Source organism: uncultured Halomonas sp. (assembly GCF_947501415.1).
Taxonomy (GTDB): Bacteria; Pseudomonadota; Gammaproteobacteria; order Pseudomonadales; family Halomonadaceae; genus Halomonas.
This window is the reverse complement of the sequence record NZ_CANMVL010000001.1, coordinates 51,685-72,957: the sequence shown is the minus strand read 5'-3', so window position 1 is coordinate 72,957 and position 21,273 is coordinate 51,685. Positions and strand designations below refer to the sequence as shown.

Sequence of the window (21,273 nt, the reverse complement as noted above, 5' to 3'; positions counted from 1 at the left end):
GCGCCAGCCTGCTTCTCATAGTGACTAGCGCGAGTTGACGCAGGCCGCGGCGAAGCCCTGGAAGATGGCGTCGTACAGGGGATGGCTGGTGGGCTGCCACTCCGGGTGCCACTGGACCCCCAGCGCGAAGGCACTGGCATCACGCACGGAAATGGCCTCGATCAGACCATCCGGCGCGACGCCCTCGACGCTCAGGCCATCGCCAAGCCGGTCGATGCCCTGCTGATGAAGCGAGTTGACCCGGGCACTGCGCTCGGGATAGAGGCCGGCCAGCACCCCACCCGGCTCGATGGAGAGTTCATGGGTCGGCGCATACTGCTGATCGACATCGCCCTCGGGCTCACGGTGATCAAGCTTGCCTGGCTGATTCTGCACCGCCTGATAAAGCGTGCCGCCGAAGGCCACATTGAGCTCCTGAAAGCCGCGACAGATACACAGCAGGGGCATGCCTCGCTCCAGGCTGGACGGCAGCCAGGCCATGGCCGCGGCATCACGGTCCTTGTCATCACGGGTATTCTCCGGCGCCCTCTCGGCGCCGTAGCGTGCGGGCTCCACGTTGGTATGGCTGCCGGTCAGCAGCAGGCCATCGAAGTGGGACAGCAATCGCCGGGCATGGTCGGGGTCGGTATCTTCCCATACCGGCAACACCACCGGGTCCAGACCGTAGGTGCGCAGTGCCGTCAGATACTTGTCGGTCACCATATGGGCCGGATGACCCTCGACCTCACGACGACAGGCGATCACTGCCACCAGGGGACGGTTTTGCATGAGATTCTCCTCAGGGTTGTGCGAAGGGGATGGCCACCCGCCAAGACAGCAACCCCTCATCGACACTCGGCGTCGATCAGGGGTTGCTGGCCGGCGAGGTCACGCGGGGAGCGCTCCTCGAATATCAGACACCGAGCCTGTCGCGCAGGCCGTACCACCATGACCCCATCACCGAATAGGGCACGCGGAGCAGACGCCCGCCCGGGAACGGGAGCCATGGCACCTTCTCGAAGACATCGAACCGGGTCAGGTCACCGTCGATCGCCTCGGAGAGGATACGTCCGAAGGTATGTGACCCGGTGACGCCATGTCCGCTGTAGCCATGGGCAAAGTAGGTGTTATCGCCGATGCGTCCCATCTGTGGCACGCGGCTGAACGAGAGGGCAAAGTTGCCGCTCCAGGCGTAATCGATCTTGACCCCCTTGAGCTGCGGAAACACCTTGTCCATGTTGCGCTCAAGCTTGGCCTTGATATCGCTGGGGTCCGAGCCTCCATAGACCGTGCCACCACCGAACAGCAGCCGCTTGTCGCCCGACAGGCGGTAGTAGTCGAGGATATAGCGGATATCCTCGACGCATGCATCGGTCGGCAGCAGGTCGTGAGCCCGCTCCTCGCCCAGCGGCTCGGTCGCCATCACCTGCGTGGAAACCGGCATTACCCGCGAGGTCAGTGTCGGCACCACCTTGCCAAGATACGCATTCCCGCACAGGACCAGGGTCTGGCAGGTCATGGAGCCCTTGGCGGTTCTGACCACCGGCTGTGGCGAGGCGTGATCCACCTCGACCACCGGCGACATCTCGTAGATCACCCCACCGTTACGCTCGAACGCCGCCGCTTCACCCAGGGCCAGGTTCAGCGGATGCATATGCCCGCCGGAATGATCGATCAAGCCTCCGGCATAGAGATCGGAGTTCACATGCTCGCGCAGCTGTTCCTTGTCCAGCATCTCCTGGTTCTTGATACCGTAGCTGGCCCAGAGATTCATGCGCTCTTCCAGCTCTTTCATGTGGGCGCCGGTCAGGCCGGTGAAGATGTTCCTCTCCTTCAGGTCGCACTGAATGTCATAGGTGCGCACCCGCTCGCGGATGATCTCGCCCCCCTCCTGCACCAGGCCGGCAACGAAGGTCGCCGTATCCTGGCCGTAGCGCTTCTTGATCGTCTGCAGGCTGGCGTTCAATCCATTGACGATCTGGCCGCCATTGCGCCCCGACGCCCCCCAGCCGACTCGCGCGCCTTCGATGATGGCAACCTTGTAGCCCTTCTCCGCCAGATGCAGCCCGGTCGAGAGGCCGCTGTAACCCGCACCGACGATACAGACATCGATCCGCTGGTCACCGACCAGCTCGGGTCGATGCGGCGCGGGATTGGCAGAGGCAGCATAATAACTCGTGGTATGGCTGCCATCGCCGGCATAGGGGTGTCTCTTCATCGTCATCATGCGACCTCTGATTCGTCATGCTTGTTGAGTGTTATTCAGGTTGAGTCGAGAATTCTCACCAGCGGGATGAGTGTTGCTCTTTCATCAACAAACTACCACCCAACACCCAGGCGTGCAAACCCCATCTAAATTACTGATTTAATGACTATTTAATAAAAAATGGATTGTTTTATTCGACTAAAGGCTTGACCTATACGGTATATAAAATTTGACAACAACGGTCGCCGGTCTGAAAAATGAAGCCGACGACAACACAACAGGTGCCAACATGACCGCTCCCAATGCCGACGAAGCGAACTCCTTTCTCGAGCAGCATCCCGAGATCACCAGCATCGACCTGCTGATCAGCGACCTCAATGGCGTGCTGCGCGGCAAGCGAGTGTCACGGGAGAATCTCGAGAAGGCCTATACCCAGGGCATCAACCTGCCCGCCTCGGTATTCGCTCTGGATATTCTCGGCAACACCGTCGAGGAGACCGGCCTGGGCCTGGACAGCGGCGACGCCGACCGCGTCTGCCGCCCCCTCCCGGGTACCCTAATGCCCACGCCCTGGCGTCGCCAGGGTCGCCAGGCACAGCTGCTGATGGCCATGGAGGAAGCCGACGGCAGCGGCTTCTTCGCCGAGCCGCGGCATGTGCTGGAGCGACAGCTGAGGCGCCTGAAGGCTCGCCGGCTGACCCCGGTCGTGGCCGTGGAGATGGAGTTCTATCTGGTCGACCGCGAACGGGCCGAGGGGGGCATGATCCAACCCCCACGCTCCCCCGTCACCGGTGAGCGTGCCAGCCAGAGCCAGCTCTACTCGGTGAACGAGCTCGACGAATATGCCGACTTCCTGGAGGCCGTACAGGCTGCCGCCGAGGCGCAGCAGCTGCCGCTGGACACCATGTTGAAGGAGTGTGCGCCGGGGCAGTTCGAGATCACCCTGAAGCACGGCCCTGACGCCCTGGCCGCCTGCGACGCCGCGGTGCTGCTCAAGCGTCTGATCAAGGGGGTGGCACAGAATCACGGTTTCGAGGCCACCTTCATGGCCAAGCCCTATGGTCTGGAGGCGGGCAACGGCACCCACGTGCATATCAGCCTGATCGACGACTCAGGCGAGAACGTCTTCGCCGCCGCCGATGGCGATGTGCTGGGCAGCACGACCCTCAAGCATGCCGTTGCCGGACTACTCGAGCAGATGCCGGCCAGCGTGGCGCTGTTCGCCCCGAACCTGAACTCCTTCCGACGCTTCCAGCCGGGACTCTATGTGCCCATGACACCCACCTGGGGCTTCGACAATCGCTCGGTGGCGGTTCGCATTCCCTCCGGCCCCAACGCCGCCCGGCGCCTGGAGCACCGCGTGGCGGGTGCCGATGCCAACCCCTACCTGCTGCTGGCCGCCCTGCTCGCCGGTATCGAGCATGGCATCGCCGGAGAACTCACGCCTCCCCCAGCGGTGACCGGCAACGCCTACGACCAGTTCGCCCCCAGCCTGACCAACAGCTGGCGCCAGGCCCTCGACCTGCTCGAGGCGAGCGAGTCGCTGCGCGAGGCGCTGGGCCAGGACTTCCTGACGGTCTTTCTGGCCAATCGGCGTGTCGAGCGCAGCCAGGCCATGCAGGAGGTCAGCCAGTTGGAGATCGACTGGTACCTGCGTCACGTCTAACTCTCTTCCGCTCCGACGAGAGACAACCACAACAGCAACGTCGACCCGTCGCCCTACTGCCGACCGGGAGGTAACCCCATGAGCTCCAACCAGGCCGTGCGCCACCCCTTCTCCCCTTCCCTGCCGGACCGCCGCGGTACCGGCAAGACCTTCGCCCTGGTCACCGCCCTGCTGCTTACGGTCGGGGGCCTAACCCTGAACCATGAGCCCGGCACGCCATTCGGCTGGATCAGCCTCGTCCCGTCGTTGATCGTGCTGGTGGTCGCCATCGCGACCCACCGCACCCTGGAGGCGCTGGCCATCGGCGCCCTCTCGGGGCTGATCATGCTGCAACCCGACGACTTCATCGGCGAGCTGTCCGACATCTCAATGGCGGTCATGATGGATGAGACCATCGCCTGGCTGATCCTGGTGTGCGGCCTGATGGGTGGCTTCATTGCCATGCTGGAAAAGTCGGGCTGCACCCTGAGTTTCAGTCACTTCATGACGCGGCTGGTCAAGACTCGCCGCCAGTCGTTGCTGAGTACCGCCACGCTGGGCGTACTGATCTTCATCGACGACTACCTCAATGCGCTGGCCACCTCGGCCGCCATGAAGCGACTCACCGATCGATTCGGTGTCTCCCGGGAAAAGCTGGCCTACATCGTCGACTCGACGGCGGCCCCTGTCTGTATTCTGGTACCGATCTCCACCTGGGCGGTCTACTTCGCCGAGCTACTCGAAACCAACGGTGCCACCGATGGCCCGGGAATGTGGCTCTATATCCAGTCGATCCCGTTCATGCTCTATGGCTGGGTGGCCATGGGACTGGTCCTGCTCGTCGCCATCGGCATCATGCCCGATATCGGCCCGATGAAGGCCGCCGAGGAGCGTGCCAGAAACGGTCAGCCGATCCCCGACAACGCCCCGGAGGTCGCCCTCGGGGAGGATGATGTGCCCATCACGCGGCCATGGGTCGGCGTGATGAACTTCCTGCTGCCGATGGCGGTACTGATCGGCGCCAGCGCCTGGTTCGAGATCGACCTTCTCAAGGGCGTGATCGTGGCCATCATGTTTACCATCCTGCTCTACCTGATCCAGCGACTGGCCACCTTCGCCACTCTGATGGACGCCATTATGGACGGCTTCAGGACCATGATGCTGCCGCTCGCCATCGTCGCCGTCGGCTTCGTGCTACGCGAGATCAACGACCAGCTCGGCATGACGGCCTTCATGATCGACTCCCTTACCCCCTATCTGACGGTCGCCATGCTGCCGGCCATCGTCTTCCTCTCCATGGCCATCGTGGTATTTGCCACCGGCTCCTCATGGGGGGTGTTCGTGATCTCGATCCCCATCGTGATCCCCATCGCGCAAAGCATGGGCGCCCCGTTGCCGCTGGTGGTCGGCGCCCTGCTTTCCGCCTCGAGCTTTGGCAGCCACGCCTGCTTCTTCTCCGACTCCTCGGTGCTCTCCTCCCAGGGCAGCGGCTGTCAACCGATGCAGCATGCGCTGACGCAGATCCCCTACGCCCTGATCGGGGCACTGGTGACCACCCTGGGCTTCCTCGCCCTGGGCATGCTGATGACCTGACCCCTCAGGCCAGCTCCCTGGCACCTGGCCACACCACACCGCCCCCGAGCCTCTCGCTCGGGGGCGGTGTCATTACTGAAGGGCAGACGGGGTCCGTCGAGGGCGAAACCTTCGTGCAGCGGGCGGAATCGAAATTTCACACCTCGGTGGATGCCTCGGCCGTGGCGTCGGACTCGGCCTGCCACTGCACCTCGCCATCGATCACCGGCAGGCGTTCGGCCTGGGGAGGCGTCTCCAGGCGCCGGGAGAGCTCCTCATCATCGAGGCGGTAGGTGACCTCATAGCCCTGTGACTCCTCATGCTGTTCCACGACGGTCCGGCACTCCTCCTCGACCACCACCCGCTGGCGGGTCTCGTAACGCGTCTCATAGCGGGTCTCGTACTGCACCTGGCCACCGGCCTGGGCATGCTGGCGCGCCTCGACGCGCTCCTGAACCTCGCGTCCGGCCAGGGCGCCGCCGATGGCACCCGCCACGGTGGCGATCTTCTTGCCGCTGCCACCCCCGACCTGGTTACCCAGCAGCCCGCCGACGAGAGCGCCAGCGGCACTGCCGACGATGCGGTGAGGGTCGCGACTGGCCGCCGGTTCGGACGGGGTCGGCGCCTCCACCGGAACCTGCACCGGCACCTCGACCGGGACTTCCTCGCTCACTACCCGCTCAACGTCCTCGCAGACCTCTCGCGGCCGCTCCACGGTTCGGGTCACGGGCTCTACCGCCAGGATTTCGGCATATACCGGCCCACGTGGCTGCTGGACCTGCCAGGCCCCGAACGCCAGCCCTCCAACACCCAGCACGGCCAGCGTCGCGCCGACAACGATCGAGGTCTTGCTCATCTGTCATCTCCTGATAAGAGTGGAACACCACTCACTGAAACACTTCCGGGCTCAAGGCGAGCGTGACCTTGATGGCTCGTGGCGATGAGAGGGGCAGCGCAATCCGGCGCTGCCCGACGCGGCCCAGTATAGGGCGAGGAGTAAAATCGAGGCGGCAGCGACGGCGACTTCCACAGAGCTTCCCTACCTGTCGCCAGATGGGAACAATCAATCTCAGGCCAGGGGTTCGCCGGCCGAGGTGACGGGGCCGGCTCCCGACGACGTCGACTCTGGCCGGCCGGACATCAGGCGCAGACGCGCCTCCAGCCAGCGCCGGGTGGGTTCGACCCGATTGAAGGTGTAAACATGCAGGCCGATGAAACCGTCGACGCCATCCTCCAGCAGCGGCTCCACCTTCTCCAGCAAGGCGTCGGGGCGAAAGTCCGAAGGCCTCAACAGCCGTCTCAGCCAGCCCGACTGGCGACGCAGGGCACGCATCGAGGGCCCCAGCCCCAGACGCATGGCGATGGCCAGCAGCCGCTTGGGCTCCATCACCCCGGGGACGCCGGCATAGACCGGCAGGGCTAGCCCGAGCCGTGACTGACGCCTGCGCCAGGCCAGCAGCGGCTCGGCCTCGAAACAGAGCTGGGTCACGGCATAGTCGGCCAGAGACGCCTTGGCGACGAGGTCACGCTCCAGGTCATCTCCGTCGATGGCGTGATGCCCCTCGGGATAGACGGGAACCCCAACCCGCAACGGTCGCTGTGCCAGGCTCCCCATGGCCTCGAGCAGAGCGAGGCCGTGAGGGTAGTCGCCCAGCGGGCTCTCTCCATCGCCACCCACCACGAATATATCATCGACACCCAGGGCCACCAGGCGCTCCAGCAGCGACTCCAGGTGGGCGCTATCCCGTACCCGCCGGGCCGCCAGGTGCGGCACCACATGAAACCCTCTCTCGACCAGCCACTCGGTGGCCTCGAGGGTCCGCTCGAGGCCGTGGCGTGGTGAGCAGGTCACGGTGACCGTGGCGCCTGCGGGCAGGGATAGTGCCGCTTCCTGCATGCCGACGAGGGGCATCAGCTCGAAGCGGATCGACGTCATATGTTCTTACTCCTTGGGAATGGTCTTGGTCGGATCATGGAAGGGCTTCTCAACGACCACGGCATCCTGCAGTCCGGTATTGGCCTCGATCCGTAGTGCCGTGCCCAGCTCGGCATGCTCGATGGGTACCATGGCATAGCCGATATTGCGCTCCTGGCGCGGCGAGCGGGTGGCCGAGGTGACCTGACCGATACGCTCGCCGCCCGGTGTGAAGACCGGAAAGACGTCGATCATGCTGCCATCGGTGAAGTAGCCCACGCTAGGCCCGTCGATCTCCACCCCCACCAGCTTGCGCGATACTCCCTCGGCCTTGATGCGCTCCAGGGCGGCACGACCGATGAAGTCATCATCCCCGCGCAGGTCCACCATCCAGTCGTACCCCATTCCCACTTCGAAGGGGTTGGTGTCGTACCAGATGTCGCAGCCGAAGGCGAGGATCCCCCCCTCGATACGACGGATATGGCAGGGGCCGATCACCTGCATGCCGTGGGGACGGCCGGCCTCGAACACGCGCTGCCACAGGGCCTCGCCGAAGCGACTGGCCTCGCGCAGATAGATCTCGTAGCCGACCTCGCCCGAGTAGCCGGTGCGCGAAATCACCACCGACATCCCGTCGAGCTCCGCCTCCATCAGGTGATAGTAGGGCATCGCCAGCACGGCTTCGCCGAACAGGTCCACCATCACCGCCTTGGCCCTGGGGCCCTGGACCTGCACCGGTGCCACATCCACCTCGCGCAGGGTGACATCGAGTCCCGAGTTGACGGCAAGCCCCTGGCACCACAACAGGATGTCGCTATCGGCCAGCGACAGCCAGAAGCGGTTCTCCTCGATGCGCAGCAGCACTGGGTCATTGAGGATGCCACCATCGGGGCCGGTAACGAAGACATACTTGCACTGCCCGACCTGGCAGTGGCGCATGTCACGGGGAACCAGCCGCTGGGTGAAGGCGAAGGCATCGGGCCCCGATATCTCGATCTGGCGCTCGACCCCGACATCCCACAGGGTCACACCCTGCACCAGGGCCCAGTACTCGTCCACGGGGTCGGTATAGAGCCGTGGATGATAGTGGTGGTTGTAGACACTATATTTGCGCACCCCATGGCGCCGCGAGGCATAGAAGAAGGGTGACTTGCGGATACGCGGATAGAGCAGAATCTCCGGTGCTTCCCGGGCGTGCTCGACGCTTTCGATGACCTGGGACATGACGCTCACCTCATGGGTCGCTGTGACAGGTACCGGCCCCGCGCCGGCCCCATGCCTTCGACACTAGACCCGACCGGGGCCACCCATCTCGCCATGGGCGGCCCACTCTTAGCCGTAGGCGACAGCCCCGGTGGCAGCCTGTCGCCAGCGGACAAGGAGGCGTCGTCGCGGGACAGCGTGACCTGCCGGGGCTGCCTTATGCTGGCAGAAACTCAGGTGCTCTCAGGAGGTTGACCATGGCAACCCTACCCTCGCAGGCAGACGCGGTGATCATCGGCCTGGGCGGCATCGTTGGTGCCTCGGTGGTCCACCACCTCATCGAGCTGGGCTGGACCAACCTGGTGGGTCTGGAGACCGCCGCCCTGCCCTCGGACGTCGGCTCCACCGCTCACGCCTCCGACTTCTGCTACATGACCTCCCACGACCGCCTGAGCTGCTATACCACCACCTACAGCCAGCGCTTCTTTGAAGCAATGGGCCACTATCACAAGTCCGGCGGGCTGGAGATCGCAAGGGTCGGCGACGACGCGCGCCTGGCCGAGCTCCAGCGCAAGGTCGCCTCGGGCAAGGCATTCGGTACCCGCGCCTGCATGATCGATGCCGACGAGACGGTGGCACGCTTCCCGCTGCTGGAGCGCGACCTGGTGCTCGGCGCCCTCTGGGATCCCGATGCCGGGCTGGTGGTACCACGCTCCCAGCGCGTTGCCGGCGAGCTGATCGAGAAGGCCGTTGCCAGCGGCCATCTGCACGCCTTCGCCGAGACCCCGGCGCTGGATATCGATGTCCGCGATGGACGGGTTCACGGCGTCGAGACGCTGAAAGGCTATGTCTCGACGCCTCTGGTGATCGTTACCGCCGGTATCTGGGGACCGATTCCCGCCGCCATGGGCGGCGCCGCCCTGCCGCTGATGCCACTGGAACACCCGCTGATTTTCTTCGGTCCCTTCGACACCTTCGCCGGCAGTGGCAAGGAGATCGGCTACCCCTTGCTGCGCGACCAGGGCAACTCCGCCTATCTGCGCGATACCGGTGACCCGGCCAGCACCGAGGGCGGTCAGCTCGAACTGGGTTACTATGAGCCGAGGGAACCACGCCTGGTGGAGCCGCATGCCATCCTCGATCGCCACCGGGCCCGGCTCTCCCCCTCGATGCGCGACCTGGAGATCGACCAGGTCGCTGAGGCGCTGGAGCTCGCCATGGCGCTCACTCCGGTGCTCGGCGAACTGGGGCTGGACGAGAAGCACTCCTTCAACGGCCTGCTCTCGGTCACCTCCGACGGTGGCTCGCTGGTGGGCGAGTCGCCGGAAACCCGCGGCCTGTGGTTCTGCGAGGCGGTCTGGGTCAAGGACGCCCCTGGCATGGGCAAGCTGCTGGCCGACTGGATCACCCGGGGCCGGCCCGACATGGACCCCTGCAGCGTCGATATCGCTCGCTTCTATCCGGTGCAGAAGACCCCGCACCACGTCCATGGACGCTGCCGGGAGATCGCCCAGAAGATCTACGACCCGCCGGTACACCCCCGGGAGCCTTTCGCCAGCGGCCGCAACCTCAGGCGCGGCCCCTTCTGGTCGAGGGAGCAGGAGCTGGGGGGCTACTTCATGGAGGCCGCCGGCTGGGAGCGCGCCCACGGCTATGCCGCCAACGAAACGCGTCTGGCCGCCTATCTGGAACGAGTCCCGGAGCGCCCCGCCGAATGGGATGCCCGCCACTTCTGGCGTGTCGCCAATGCCGAGCAGCTCGCCATGAGCGATGACGTGGGCATGGTCAATCTCTCCCACTTCGCCATCTACGATATCTCGGGCCACGATGCCGAGGCACTGCTGGAGCGTCTATCGGTGGCACGCATCGGTGGCGACACCCCCATCGGCAAGGGGGTCTACACCCACTTCCTCGACGACGCCGGCGGCGTGCATTCCGACCTCACCATCGTGCGCCTGGCGCCGGACAGCTGGCGGGTGATCTGTGGTGGCGATACCGGCCACCGCGACCTGATGTGGATCATCCGCCGTGGCGAGGGATGGGGTCTGACCCGCTGGCACCTGGAGGACCGCACCGACGGCCTGGCCACCCTGGGTCTGTGGGGCCCCAACGCCCGACGCATCCTGCAGGCACTCGCCGATCTGCCAGAGGCCCTGGACGATGCCCACCTCCCCTTCGCCACCGCCCGCGAGATACGTGTCCAGGGCCTGCCGGTCTGGGCCTTCCGAATCTCCTATGTGGGTGAGCAGGGTTGGGAGCTATACGTCCCCTTCAGCTACGGGCTGGCGCTATGGGACCGACTGTTCGAGGCCGGCGTCACGCCGGTGGGGATCGACACCTACGCCAACAGCCGTCGCCTGGAGAAGAGCCTGCGCCTTCAGAATGTCGACCTGCTCACCGACTACAACCTCCTGGAGGCGGGCCTGGCCCGCCCAAAGGTGAAGAGTGCCGAGTTCCACGGCAAGAGTGCCCACCTCGAGCAGCGTGGTCGTGAGCATCAGCCGGCCACCCTATGCACCCTGGTGATGGAGGATCACCACGACAGCAGTGGCATACCGCGCTTCCCGGTCGGCCAGGCACCACTGCTCGACCCCGAGAGCGGTGAGGTGCCGGTGGATACCCTGGGACGGCGCTCCTATACCACCAGTATTGCCTGGGGCCCCTCTCTCGAGTGCAATATCGCGCTGGGCTATCTGCCCAGGGCCTATGCCGAAGAGGACCGCCGACTGCTGCTGGAGTACTTCGGCGAGCACTACTCGATGCGCGTGGCCGCGGTGGGCTACCGGGCGCTCTACGACCCGCTGGGCGAGCGACCACGCAGTTGAGCGGCCTACTCCTCCAGGGTCCGTTCGTGAGATATCGTCAGCTCGGCCTGGCGCAGCGCCCGCCGCTTGCGCTCGCCGCTGGGCGAGTGGCCGAAGTGGTCGTGATAGCACTTGGTGAAGTGAGGCGGCGAAATGAAGCCACAGGCCAGCGCCACCTCGGTGATCGGCATATGGGTCTGCAGCAGCAGGAGTCGTGCCCGGGCCAGGCGCAGGGCCAGGTAGTACTTCAGCGGGGGCACCTCCACATAGCGCTGAAACAGCCGCTCCAGCTGGCGCCGCGACAGGCCGGCATAACGCGCCAGCTCATCCAGTGCCAGCGGCTCCTGCAGGTTGGCCTCCATCAGGGTGGCGACCTCCTCCAGCTTGGGATGACTATGCCCCAGACGCACCCGCAGCGGGGTACGCTGACGGTCGTCGACCCCGCGAATGCGCTCATGAATGAACTCCTCAGCAATCGCCTCGGCCAGGCCGATGCCCTGCTGGCGACCAATCAGATTGAGCATCATGTCCAGCGGGGCAATCCCTCCCGAGCAGGTGAAGCGGTCGCGATCCATGACGAAGAGCTGCGAGGAGAAGGTCACGGCGGGAAAGCGCCGCGCCGCGTGGAGGCTGCCGATATGCTCCCAGTGCAGGGTACAGCGGTAGCCGTCGAGCAGCCCCGCCATCGCCAGCACATAGCTACCGGTGCACAGCGCTCCCAGCGGCGTGTCGCGCTCGGCCAGGCGGCGCAACCAGGCGAGTACCGGGCGTTCGCAATGCGCCTGCACCCCCACCCCACTGCACACCAGCATCAGGTCCAGGGCCGGCATCGGCTCCAGCGCCTGGTCCACCAGCGTGGCCAGGCCGTTGCTGGCATGCACCTCACCCCCATCACGACTCACCAGGTGCCAGGTATAGAGCCGGTGGTCGGCCAGATGGTTGGCCATCCGCAGCGGCTCCAGGGCCGAGGCGAAGGCCAGCTGCGAGAAGCCCGGCAGCAGCAGGAATCCTATATCGTAGTGGCAACCTGACACGGCGGTGGTCGACATACTCACTGGCTCCCGAAAGGCAGGCGATGACTCTTGGACATCAGAGATAGCCTATCCTGGTCGCTTGGGGCAAGTGGGTGACAATCACGCTCAGGGTGTCGCTGTGCCATAGACCCTGGACGTCGCCAGGCAAGAGAAGCGGACGATGCGGGCGATACTGAACCCAACGACCGGCGTTTCCTCAGGAGCAACCGCCATGCCGACCCAAGCGAGCGACCCCATTCCCGCGCAACCCAACGACAACCTGAGCATCGCCAGGGCGGCACGGCTCTGGCCCATCGAGGAGATCGCCCACCGCCTGGGCCTGCCCGGCGAGGCGGTGGAGCCCTACGGGCGCGGCATCGCCAAGATCGACCTTACGGCCATGACGGCACTGGCCGAGTCTCCACGCGGGCGCTATGTAGTCGTCACCTCGATGACACCGACGCCCCCCGGCGAAGGCAAGACCACCACCGCCATCGGCCTGGTGCAGGGACTCCAGCGCCTGGGCCATCGAGCGGCGGTGGCCCTGCGCCAGCCCTCCATGGGGCCGACCCTCGGGCTCAAGGGTGGCGCCACCGGCGGCGGTCACAGCCAGGTGCTGCCCATGGAGCGCATCAACCTGCACCTCACCGGTGACCTGCATGCCGTCGCCGCGGCCCACAACCTGCTGGCGGCCATGGTCGACAACCATCTGCATCACCGCCTCGCCCCGGAGCTCGGCCCGCGGGACATCTGCTGGCAGCGGGTGATCGACCTCAACGACCGCGCGCTTCGCCACCTGGTGCTGGGCCTCGGCGGGCGCGGCGACGGCGTGCCTCGTCAGGGGGGCTTCGAGATCACCGCCGCCTCGGAGGTGATGGCAGTGCTGGCGCTGGCCGACTCGCTGGCCGACCTGCGGAAACGACTGGGGCGATTGATCGTGGGGCTCGACCGCGACGGCGAGCCGGTCACCGCCGAGCAGATCGGCGCCGCCGGCGCCATGACGGTGCTGCTCAAGGAGGCGCTCAAGCCCAACCTGCTGCAGACCCTGGAGCATGCGCCGGCGCTGATCCACGCCGGCCCCTTCGGCAATATCGCCCACGGCAATTCTTCCATCGTCGCCGACCAAATCGGCCTCCACGCCGCCGACTTCGTGGTTACCGAGGCCGGCTTCGGCGCCGACATGGGGGGGGAGCGCTTCTTCAATATCAAGTGTCGTGCCTCGGGCCTCACCCCCGACGCCGCGGTGCTGGTGGTCACGGTGCGCGCCATGAAGTACCACTGCGGAAAGCACCGGGTGATTCCCGGCCAGCCGCTACCGGCCTCGCTGCTGGCCGAGGCCCCGGAAGAGGTCATGGCGGGAGGCGCCAACCTGCTCAAGCAGATCGACAATGTGCGGGCCCACGGCCTGACACCGGTCGTGGCGATCAACGCCTTCCCCGGGGACCATCCGAGCGAGGCGGCCGCCATTCGCGAGCTATGTGCCTCGGTGGGGGTACGCGCCGAACTCTCCACCCATGTGCGCGACGGTGGTGAGGGAGCCGTGGCGCTGGCCGAGGCACTGGTCGAGGCGACGCAGGGGGCGGCCGGTGACACCGACGCCTTTCACTACCTCTATCCCGATGAGCTGCCCCTGGCGGACAAGATCGAGCGCATCGCCACCCGGCTCTATGGCGCGGATGGTGTCGACTTCGCCCCGGGCATACAGGAGCGTCTGGCGGGCTGGGAGGCGCGGGGATATGGCGCGCTGCCGGTGTGCATCGCCAAGACGCATATGTCGCTGACTCACGATGCACGCCTGCTGGGTGCCCCCACCGGCTGGCGCCTGCCGGTACGCGAGGTGCGCCTCTCGGCCGGCGCCGGCTTCGTCTACGCCCTGGCCGGCGATATTCGCACCATGCCCGGGCTCAACGCCTCACCGGCTGCCACCCGAATCGATATCGATGACGAGGGTAATACCGTGGGCCTGTATTGACCCCCTCTCACCCTATCGATCCCTGTCGAGGACAGCCCCCCGCGAAATCTCGATGCCTGTCGCAGTGCAAGACTCCTGTGTGAACCATCTCCGCCGGGGGCTCTGTCCCCTGTCGGTCCCGGCGCCCCTCGTGACAATATCAAGGCTCATAGCCCGAGCTTGTCACGGGCCTGGTAATACCAGGCTCCCAGGGCGGAGAGCGGCACCCGCAGCAGGCGTCCACCGGGGAACGGCAGATGCGGCAGCCCGGCAAAGGCGTCGAAGCGCTCCCCCTGACCGTGCATCACTTCGGCGATCAGCTTGCCGGCCAGGTGGGTACAGGTAACACCGTGGCCGGAGTAGCCCTGGGCATAGTAGACATTGCCGTTGATCACCCCGAACTGAGGCATCCGGTTGAGGGTCATCAGGAAGGTACCGCTCCAGGCGTAGTCGATCCCGACGTCGGCAAGCTCGGGGAAGGTCTTGAGCAGCTTGGGCCGGATGACACTCTCGATATCTGCCGGGTCGCTGCCGCCGTAATTGACCCCTCCCCCATAGAGCAGCCGGTTGTCGCGGGTCAGGCGGTAGTAGTCGAGCAGGTAGTTGCAGTCTTCCACCGCCAGGCCATTGGGCAGCAGACCACGCGCCCTCTCCTCGCCCAGAGGCTCGGTGGTGATGATCTGGGTACCGCAGGGCATCGACTTGCCCTCGATTTCCGGCAGCACACCCTTGAGATAGGCATTGCCGGCCATGACCACCCGCTCGGCACGCACACGCCCCCTGGCGGTCGACACCACCGCCGGGGCACCATGCCTTATCCCCGTGACCGGCGAGTGCTCGAAGATACGTCCACCCAGGGACTCCACGGCGGCCGCCTGGCCCAGCACCAGGTTGAGTGGATGCAGGTGGCCACCGCCATGATCGACCAGCACACCGGTATAGCGGTCGCTTGCCACTTCACGCTTGAGCGCCTCACCCTCCAGCAACTCGAGCTCCCGATAGCCGTAGCGCTTCCAGAGCGCCTGATGCTCGCGCAACCCCTTGAGCTGCTGACCATTACAGGCGGCGAAGAGATTGCCGTCGCGCAGATCGCAGTCGATGGCATACCGGGCCACGCGTTCGCGGATGATGCGGTTGCCCTCGAAGGCCATGTCGCCCAGGGCCCGGGCGGTCTCGGCGCCGTACCTGGCCTCGATCACATCCATGTCACGGCTGTAACTGTTGACGATCTGGCCGCCATTACGCCCCGAGGCACCGTAACCGACCCTGACCGCCTCCAGCACCACCACCGACAGCCCGCGCTCCGCCAGATGCAGGGCGGCGGAGACTCCCGTGAAGCCGGCGCCCACCACACACACATCACAGTCGACATCACCCTCGAGGGCGGGGCGTTCGGGCGTTGGATTGGCGGTATCGGCATACCATGATGCGGCGTGATCGGATTCGAACGAGACGGACATGGCGACCCCCTTGCTGGAAATTTTACTTGACACTATGGCGCGATATTACCGGCCAAAACGGCAAAATAACAACCCACAAGGCATATGATACTCACCAAAAAAACCGCCGATGGGCACTCCATCGGCGGCATCCTCACTGGGTGGCGGTGATCTCAGCGGCTGCGCGCCTCGCTCCATAGCTCCTGCAGCAGCTCCAGCTCCTCGCCACTCACCGAGGGGGTGAAGTGGAGCCGCTCCCGAGCCGCCGGATCCGGCATCACCGGCGGTTCGCGCAGGGCATCATTGACCAGCTCCAGCGCCGCCTCGTTGGGCGTGGTATAGAAGTTGTAGTTGGCCAGACGCGCAGCCACCTCGGGTCGCAGCAGATATTCGATAAAGGCCTGGGCGGCCTCGACATTGGGTGCCCGAGACGGAATCGCCAGCACATCGACCCAACGCTGGGACCCCTCCTCGGGAATGAAGAACCCCAGCTTGCCGTAGATCTCGGGATCCTCGGCACGCTTGTTGGCCAGGTCGCCATTGTAGGCCACGCCGGCGTGGATCACCCCGTTGGCCACCTGCTCAATGGCCGCCGTGGCATCCGTGAAGCCCACGAAGTTGTCGCGGTTGCGGGTCTCGATGATCTGCCTGGCGGCCGCCACCCAGGGCTCCTGGCCCACACAGTCGAAGCCGGCCCCCTGGAAGGCGCAGGCGGTGCCGAAGGTGAACTGGGCGTCCCCCTTGAGCAGCGCGAAGGGATAATCGGCATTGACCTGGGGGTCGTAGAGCAGCCCCCAGCCAGGCTCGGGTGAAGGCCAGGTCTCGGTGTTGTAGACGATACCGGTGGCGCCCCACAGGTAGGGCACGGTGTAGATCCCCTCGGGGTCATAACTCGGCCCGCGAAACTCGCCGAGGATATTGCCGTGTCCCTCGAGCGCCTCCCCCTCGGCCGTCAGCGGTCGGATCAGGCCGGCCTCGATCAGTCGCGGCACGAAGTAGTCCGAGGGCACGACCAGGTCGTACTGGGCGTCACCGCCGGCGGTCAGCTTGGAGAACAGCTCGGCATTGGAGTTGTAGTAGTTCTGCACCACCTCGAGGCCGGTCTCCGCCTCGAAACCTTCGATGATCGCAGGGTCCATGTAGTCGGACCAGTTGAACAGCCGCAGCTTGCCATCCTCGGCCGCCGCGGCAAGGCTCAAGGCCAGCAGGCCCAGCCCCGCAAGCGGCGCCCAGTGTCTTGGTGTCAGCATCGTCAATCTCCCTGTTTCGAATCGCCGAGAGCGCAGGCCCCCGGCCACTAGCCTAGACCCTTAGCAGCAGGTGCTCCCGCTCCCAGGAGCTGATGACCTGGAAGTAGGCGCGATGCTCGGCCCGCTTCACCGCCAGATAGCTGTGAGTGAAGCGCTCGCCGAGGATATCGGAGAGGGCCTGGCACTCCTGCAGCAGATCCAGTGCCGGACCGATATCGTCGGGCAGCTTGTGGCCGCCTGACCAGGCCGAACCGGTCATCGGGGGACGTGGCTCGAGTTGGCTCAGCATGCCCAGATAGCCACAGGCCAGCGAGGCCGCCATTACCAGATACGGGTTGGCATCGGCACCGGCCAGCCGGTTCTCCACGCGGGTCGAATCGGGCGTCGATACCGGCACCCGCAACCCTACGGTGCGGTTATCCATGCCCCACTCCACATTGATCGGCGCCGAGCCGCTGCTGTCGGTACGCATCAGGCGACGATAGGAGTTGACGTTGGGCGCCAGCAGCGGCATCGCCGCCGGCAGGTACTTCTGCAGGCCACCGATGAAGTGGTGGAACAGCCGGCTGGGCTGGCCGTCGTCGTCGGCGAACAGATTGTGGCCGCGTTCGCTATCCAGCAGGCTCTGATGGATATGCATGGAGCTGCCGGGCTCATTGGCCATCGGCTTGGCCATGAAGGTGGCATACATGCCGTGGCGCAACGCGGTTTCTCGCAGGGTGCGCTTGAACATCACCACCTGGTCGGCCAGTGCCAGCGGGTCCCCATGCTGGAAGTTGACCTCCATCTGCCCCGCTCCCTCCTCGTGGATCAGGGTGTCCAGGTCGAGGCTCATGGCGTCACAGTAGTCATACATCTCCTCGAACAGCGGGTCGAACTCGTTGACCGCGTCAATGGAGAATGACTGGCGACTGCTCTCCTGTCGCCCGGTGCGCCCGATGGGCGGCTCCAGCGGGTAATCGGAGTCGGTGTTGGTCTTGACCAGATAGAACTCCACCTCCGGCGCGATCACCGGTTTCCAGCCGCGCTCGGCGTAGAGCCCCAACACCCGCTTGAGCACATGCCGCGGCGCCAGATCCACCGGCTCACCGGTCAGGTAGAAGCAGTCATGAATGATCTGCGCGGTAGGATCCTCGGCCCAGGGCACCAGGTAGATGGCACCGGGGTCGGGCACCAGCTCCATGTCCCGCTCGGTCTGGTTCCAGAAGCGAATATCCTCGTCGTCGGGATAGCCCCCGGTAACGGTCTGGATAAAGATCGAATCGGGCAGACGTGGGCGTCCACCGTTGAGGTACTTGCCGGCGGGCATGATCTTGCCCTTGAGAATGCCGGTCAGGTCGCTGACCAGGCACTCGACCTCGGTAATGCCATGTTTCTGGAACCAGTCGTTGAGAAGCGGCTGTTCCTGTCGGTTACTCATGGGGAATGTCCTTGCTTATGGAAAGGCGGCCCCGCTCACCGGGGCCGTCCACTCAGCGCGACTGCACTTCCGACCACAGCTGCTGGAACACCTGCAGCGACTCGCCCTCAAGGCTCGGGGTGAAGCGCAGACGCTCCATATCCGCCTCGGTGGGCTGGACCGGGGGTTGGGTCAGCACTTCATCCAGAAAGGGCTCCGCCGCGGCGTTGGGGCTGGCGTAGTAGTTGAAGTTGGAGAGCTGGGCACCCACTTCGGCGTCGAGAATGAAATCGATGAACTGGTGCGCCAGGTCAGGGTTCGGGGCCTCGGCGGTGATCATCATCGAGTCGACCCACATCTCGGCACCTTCATCAGGGATCATGAACTCCAGCGACGCGAAGGTCTCGGGGTCCTCCTCCTTGAAGTAGAGGTAGTCGCCGTTGTAGGTGAGGCCGGCATGGGTCACCCCACGGGCCAGCTGCTGCAGCTGTGGCGTGCCGTCGCTGAAACCGCTGAAGGTCTCTCGATTCTTGGTCTCGATCAGCAGCCGCGCGGCCTCCTTCCATCCCTCCGGGTCGGTGCAGTCGTAGCCATGCCCCAGATAGGCACAGGCTCCCCCCAGATTGACCTGGCCATCTCCCATCAGCGCGAAGGGGTATTCGGGATTGACCTCGGGGTCGAAGAGCAGCGACCAGCTCTTGGGTGCATCCGGGAAGGTCTCGCTGTTGTAGACCACCCCGGTGGTGCCCCACTGATAGGCCGCTGTGTACTCGCCCCCCGGGTCGAAGGCGGGGTCCTTGAACTGTTCCATCAGGTTGTCGAAGTTGGGGAGCTTCGACTTGTCCAGCGGCTGCACCAGCCCGGTCTTGATCAGCCTCGGCACGTAGTAGTTGGAAGGCACGATGATGTCGTACTGCGAGACACCACCCGCCTGAAGCTTGGAGAGCATCTCCGGCAGCGAGTTGAAGTAGTTCTGCACCACCTCGACATCGTGCTTCGCCTCGAAGGCCTCGATGATCTCGGGGTCCATGTATTCGGTCCAGTTGAACAGGTAGAGCTTGTTCTCCTGGGCCTGGGCGCCGCCGGCCAGCAGCGCGGCACCGATGGATAGGGCGAGTGCACTCTTTTTGATTGTCATGATGACTCTCCTGGTTTCCCTGTGAAGGCAAGTGCCGGCTCAGGCCTGCCGGCGACGGCTGAAGATCAGGCTGATGGCGGCGACGATCGCGACCGCCGCGATCATCAGGGTGGCGATGGCATTGATCTCCGGCGACACCCCCTTCTTGATCGCGCCCCAGATATAGATCGGCAGGGTCGCGCTCTCCGGTCCCGCGGTGAAGAAGCTGATGACGAAGTCATCCACCGAAAGGGTGAAGGAGAGGAAGAAGGCCGAGATCAGCGCCGGCTTGATGGTCGGCAGCATGAAGTGGATAACGCGCTTGGTGGGCGTCGCGTAGAGGTCCTTGGCCGCCTCGAACAGCGTCGGGTCCAGGCCCACGAAGCGCGAGTAGACGATCAGCGCCACGAAGGGAATCTGGAAGGTGACGTGGGCGATGATCATGGTGCCCAGGCCAGGCTGCAGGAAGCCGGTCAGGCGGTGGACCTGCACGAAGAAAGCCATTTCCGAGATGCCGAAGACGATATCCGGCAGCACGATGGGCAGATAGATCAACACGATCAACCAGCCCAGCTTGCGATGGCGGTGGCGATACATGCCATAGCCGATCAGACAGCCGACCACCAGCGCGACGGTCGAGGAGACGATCGCCAGCACCATGCTGTTGGCGAAGGCCGAGAGGATCTCCTCGTTGCCCAGCAATCGCTCGTACCAGCGCCAGGAAAATCCCGTGAAGCGCGCGGCACTGTTGGAGGCGTTGAAGGAGAACAGGGCGACCACGGCCAGCGGCAGATAGAGGAAGGCCAGGGTGAACCACCAGAAGCCGGTCAGGCTTCGCTTGAGTGTGCGCTTTCTCATATCACCACCTCTTCCCCGCCACCCAGACGCTTGCCGATGCGACGCATGGCGTAAAGCCCGATGAAGGTGGCGATCAGCATCAGGATCGCGCCGGCCGCACCGAGCGGCCAGTTGGCCCCGCCCGAGAACTGGTTGGCCACCAGATTGCCGAGCATCATGCCCTTGCCCCCTCCCAGCAGCTCGGGAATCACGTACATGCCGAAGGCAGGGATCGCCACCAGCACGACGCCGGCCAGAAGCCCCGGCAGGGTCTGAGGGAAGACCGCATGCCAGAAGGCACGCACCGGCGAGGCGTAAAGATCCTGAGCGGCCTCCACCTGGGCGGTGTCGAGCTTCTCGAAGGCGGCGTAGAGCGGTAGCACCATGAACGGCAGGAAGTTGTAGACCAGCCCCAGGGTAACGGCGAAGTTGGAGGGATAGAGCCCCATGTTGGGCGCGATCAATCCCAGTCCTTCGGCGAGGCTGGAGAGCGGAGTGCCAGGTGCCAGCAGGTTCATCCAGCCGAAGGTACGTATCACCTGATTGGTCCAGCTGGGTACCACCACCAGCAGCAGCATGATCGGTCGCCACTTCTCGCGGCAGGTGCTGATGTAATAGGCGATGGGGTAGGCCACCAGCACCACCAGGCCGGTGGATACCAGGGTCTGCCAGAGCGAGCGCAGCAGGGTATAGAGGTTACCCGGGCTCCAGCCGAGAAAACCGAAACCGGCCAGGCGCTCGAAGGACCCCAGCGACAGCGGCATCTCGGGCAGCCCATAGGGACCGTTCGTCATGAAGGCCACCCCCATCAGATAGGCACTGGGGAGCACCAGGAAGATGATGATCCAGATGGCACCCGGTGCCACGGTGAACAGCAGGTGGCGACTCTCGCGCACCATGGCCCGGCTGCGGGCCGATGGGGTCACGCCGGCATAGGACATGG

The 21,273-nt window shown here is 65.0% G+C and carries 16 protein-coding genes; 4 read left to right on the top strand and 12 right to left on the bottom strand.

Translation table 11 applies throughout. The annotated features are described in order from the left end of the window. Positions 1-24: 24 nt before the first annotated feature. Complete coding sequence (locus Q0894_RS00295) at positions 25-768, bottom strand: gamma-glutamyl-gamma-aminobutyrate hydrolase family protein (protein WP_299230439.1); 744 nt, start codon at positions 766-768, stop codon at positions 25-27. Between the two features lie 124 nt (positions 769-892). Beyond that, positions 893-2,206, bottom strand: coding sequence for an FAD-binding oxidoreductase (locus tag Q0894_RS00290; RefSeq protein ID WP_299230438.1), 1,314 nt, complete (start codon positions 2,204-2,206; stop codon positions 893-895). Between the two features lie 268 nt (positions 2,207-2,474). On the opposite strand from Q0894_RS00290, the gene Q0894_RS00285 reads away from it, so the two are divergent. Beyond that, a complete protein-coding gene (locus Q0894_RS00285; protein WP_299230437.1) occupies positions 2,475-3,851 on the top strand; it encodes a glutamine synthetase family protein in 1,377 nt (458 codons plus the stop codon). 78 nt (positions 3,852-3,929) lie between these two features. After that, the gene (locus Q0894_RS00280; protein ID WP_299230436.1) at positions 3,930-5,423 is read left to right on the top strand and encodes a Na+/H+ antiporter NhaC family protein; all 1,494 of its coding nucleotides are present in this window, start codon (positions 3,930-3,932) and stop codon (positions 5,421-5,423) included. Positions 5,424-5,559: 136 nt separating this feature from the next. On the opposite strand, the gene Q0894_RS00275 is transcribed toward Q0894_RS00280, so the two are convergent. The 3 genes from Q0894_RS00275 to Q0894_RS00265 all read right to left on the bottom strand — a co-directional run bounded on the left by Q0894_RS00275 (position 5,560) and on the right by Q0894_RS00265 (position 8,541). Continuing rightward, a complete protein-coding gene (locus Q0894_RS00275; protein WP_299230435.1) occupies positions 5,560-6,258 on the bottom strand; it encodes a glycine zipper 2TM domain-containing protein in 699 nt (232 codons plus the stop codon). A 213-nt stretch (positions 6,259-6,471) separates the two neighbouring features. Further along, positions 6,472-7,338, bottom strand: coding sequence for a methylenetetrahydrofolate reductase (locus Q0894_RS00270; RefSeq protein WP_299230433.1), 867 nt, complete (start codon positions 7,336-7,338; stop codon positions 6,472-6,474). Between the two features lie 6 nt (positions 7,339-7,344). After that, entirely contained in the window at positions 7,345-8,541 is a 1,197-nt protein-coding gene (locus tag Q0894_RS00265) for a glycine cleavage T C-terminal barrel domain-containing protein (protein ID WP_299230432.1), read from the bottom strand. 236 nt (positions 8,542-8,777) lie between these two features. Between Q0894_RS00265 and Q0894_RS00260 the strand changes: the two genes are divergently transcribed. Beyond that, the gene (locus tag Q0894_RS00260) at positions 8,778-11,345 is read left to right on the top strand and encodes an FAD-dependent oxidoreductase (RefSeq protein WP_299230430.1); all 2,568 of its coding nucleotides are present in this window, start codon (positions 8,778-8,780) and stop codon (positions 11,343-11,345) included. Positions 11,346-11,350: 5 nt separating this feature from the next. Here Q0894_RS00260 and Q0894_RS00255 read toward each other — a convergent pair whose 3' ends face one another. Then, the gene (locus Q0894_RS00255) at positions 11,351-12,373 is read right to left on the bottom strand and encodes a GlxA family transcriptional regulator (RefSeq protein WP_299230428.1); all 1,023 of its coding nucleotides are present in this window, start codon (positions 12,371-12,373) and stop codon (positions 11,351-11,353) included. Positions 12,374-12,569: 196 nt separating this feature from the next. Between Q0894_RS00255 and Q0894_RS00250 the strand changes: the two genes are divergently transcribed. Then, a complete protein-coding gene (locus Q0894_RS00250; protein WP_299230426.1) occupies positions 12,570-14,309 on the top strand; it encodes a formate--tetrahydrofolate ligase in 1,740 nt (579 codons plus the stop codon). Positions 14,310-14,455: 146 nt separating this feature from the next. On the opposite strand, the gene Q0894_RS00245 is transcribed toward Q0894_RS00250, so the two are convergent. From Q0894_RS00245 to Q0894_RS00220, 6 genes are all read right to left on the bottom strand, one after another. Then, positions 14,456-15,748, bottom strand: a complete 1,293-nt coding sequence (locus Q0894_RS00245) for an FAD-binding oxidoreductase (RefSeq protein ID WP_299230424.1) — start codon at positions 15,746-15,748, stop codon at positions 14,456-14,458. A 152-nt stretch (positions 15,749-15,900) separates the two neighbouring features. Further along, positions 15,901-16,977, bottom strand: a complete 1,077-nt coding sequence (locus tag Q0894_RS00240; RefSeq protein WP_299230422.1) for a spermidine/putrescine ABC transporter substrate-binding protein — start codon at positions 16,975-16,977, stop codon at positions 15,901-15,903. Positions 16,978-17,029: 52 nt separating this feature from the next. Then, a complete protein-coding gene (locus Q0894_RS00235) occupies positions 17,030-18,397 on the bottom strand; it encodes a glutamine synthetase family protein (RefSeq protein WP_299230420.1) in 1,368 nt (455 codons plus the stop codon). A gap of 52 nt (positions 18,398-18,449) precedes the next feature. Then, complete coding sequence (locus Q0894_RS00230; protein WP_299230418.1) at positions 18,450-19,514, bottom strand: spermidine/putrescine ABC transporter substrate-binding protein; 1,065 nt, start codon at positions 19,512-19,514, stop codon at positions 18,450-18,452. Positions 19,515-19,553: 39 nt separating this feature from the next. Then, entirely contained in the window at positions 19,554-20,351 is a 798-nt protein-coding gene (locus Q0894_RS00225; protein ID WP_299230416.1) for an ABC transporter permease, read from the bottom strand. Further along, positions 20,348-21,271: an ABC transporter permease gene (locus Q0894_RS00220; protein ID WP_299230414.1), complete on the bottom strand. Its 924-nt coding sequence runs from the start codon at positions 21,269-21,271 to the stop codon at positions 20,348-20,350. The genes Q0894_RS00225 and Q0894_RS00220 overlap by 4 nt, the downstream gene beginning before the upstream one ends. Positions 21,272-21,273 lie beyond the last annotated feature (2 nt).